The organism is Muricomes intestini (assembly GCF_004346165.1).
Lineage (GTDB): Bacteria > Bacillota > Clostridia > Lachnospirales > Lachnospiraceae > Muricomes > Muricomes intestini.
On the sequence record NZ_SLZZ01000062.1, the window covers coordinates 1 to 1,736 of the forward strand.

Annotated in this window: 1 pseudogene; it reads left to right on the forward strand. The window is 37.3% G+C overall.

Annotated features, from left to right (window positions below):
- Positions 1 to 1,650: pseudogene (locus EDD59_RS17590) on the forward strand (IS1634 family transposase); the annotation flags it as partial.
- Positions 1,651 to 1,736: the final 86 nt, after the last annotated feature.

The following is a 1,736-nucleotide window of genomic DNA, read 5'->3' on the forward strand; positions in this document are numbered from 1 at the left end:
TGTCTCGTTCTAAGACTGTTGAATCTTTGGGCTATCTTGATGAATTGGAAAAACTATATGATGATCCTATTGCCCACTTTCAAAAACGTGTTGAAGAATTAAAAATCGAAAAAAATGCGATGCAAGCTCCCATTAACTTTACTTTTTATCCTTCCGATCGTTTGTGCACTGATGATACTTCTCTTAGAAAAAACTTTGGCTATGCTGCTCTAAGTAAGATTTATCATGAACTTGAAATTGATAAGTTCCTTATCAATCGTCAACGCCATTCAAAAGAGAAGTTTGATGCAAATACTATCATGAAGATGCTTGTGTATTCAAGACTTCTATCTCCAGCATCAAAGCAATCTTCCTTTGATAACAGAGAGCAATTCTTCGAAAAAACTGATTATTCTTTAGATGATGTTTACCGATGTCTCTCCTTCTTTGCAAAACACAAAGAAAATCTCCAGGTCTGGATGAATGACAAAATCAAAGAAAACTATCATAGAGACACAAGCCTTATCTATTATGATGTAACGAATTACTATTTCGAAACGGATAACCAAAATGATTTTCTTCGAAAAGGCGTTTCCAAGGAGCATCGTCCCAACCCAATCGTACAAATGGGATTATTCATGGATAACAATGGAATTCCTATCACCTACGAACTTTTTGCAGGAAATACCAACGACTGCCTCACCTATCGTCCAAACTTTGGGCGAATCAAAAAAGAGTTTGATCTTGGTCGTGTTATTTCTGTTGCAGATAAAGGAATGACCACTGGTGATAACATTTGGTATACCATTAACACTCCCACGAAAGATGGCTATGTATTCAGCATGTCTGTACGTGGTGCTGATAAAGAAATGAAAAAGTATGTGCTCGACGAAGAAGGTTATACCTGGCTGGGTACTGAATATAAAAGAAAGTCACGCAAGTACCCTCGCACGATTCAAGTCACCTCTCAAACCGGACGCAAGCTAAAGAAAACTGTACATGAAAAGCAGGTTGTCTTTTGGAGTGAGAAATATGCGAAACGAGCAAAAGCCGATCGTGCTGCGGCTCTTGCAAAAGCTGCAGACCTTGCAAAAAATCCAGGTAGTTATACCCGAGCAACTTCTTATGGTGCAGCAAAATATGTAAAGAAAATCGATTATGATAAAGATACTGGTGAAATTTTAACCGCATCTTCCATCTTAGAAATTGACGAAGCAAAGCTTCGTGAAGAAGAGGCACTTGATGGTTATTATGTTTTACTTACAAGTGAAATGGATGAAAGTGATGACAAAATCATTGACATGTACCGAGGACTTTGGAAAATCGAAGAATCATTTAAGGTAACTAAAAGCGAATTAGAAGCCAGACCAGTTTATGTATGGACAAGAGAACATATAGAAGCACATTTTCTTACCTGTTTTGTGGCCCTTACCATCGCTCGCATACTTGAAACAAAGTTAGAGCAAAAATACAGCATTGGTAAGCTTCTGGAATCACTCTCTAAAGCAAGCTGTACCCTAATTCAACAGAACTATTACTTGTTTGATTACTACGACAATGTACAGAAAGACATCGGCAAGGTTCTTGATATTGATTTCAGTAAGAGAATCAGAACTCTTGGTGAAATAAAAAAAGTTTTAGCAGCCACAAAAAAGTGAAAATACACCATGAAAATATGACAAAAAGACAAACCCGCTAGTCAGCTTATTTGCTGGGCTAACGGGTATTTTTATACTTAATCATCTGCAAAAGTCAGG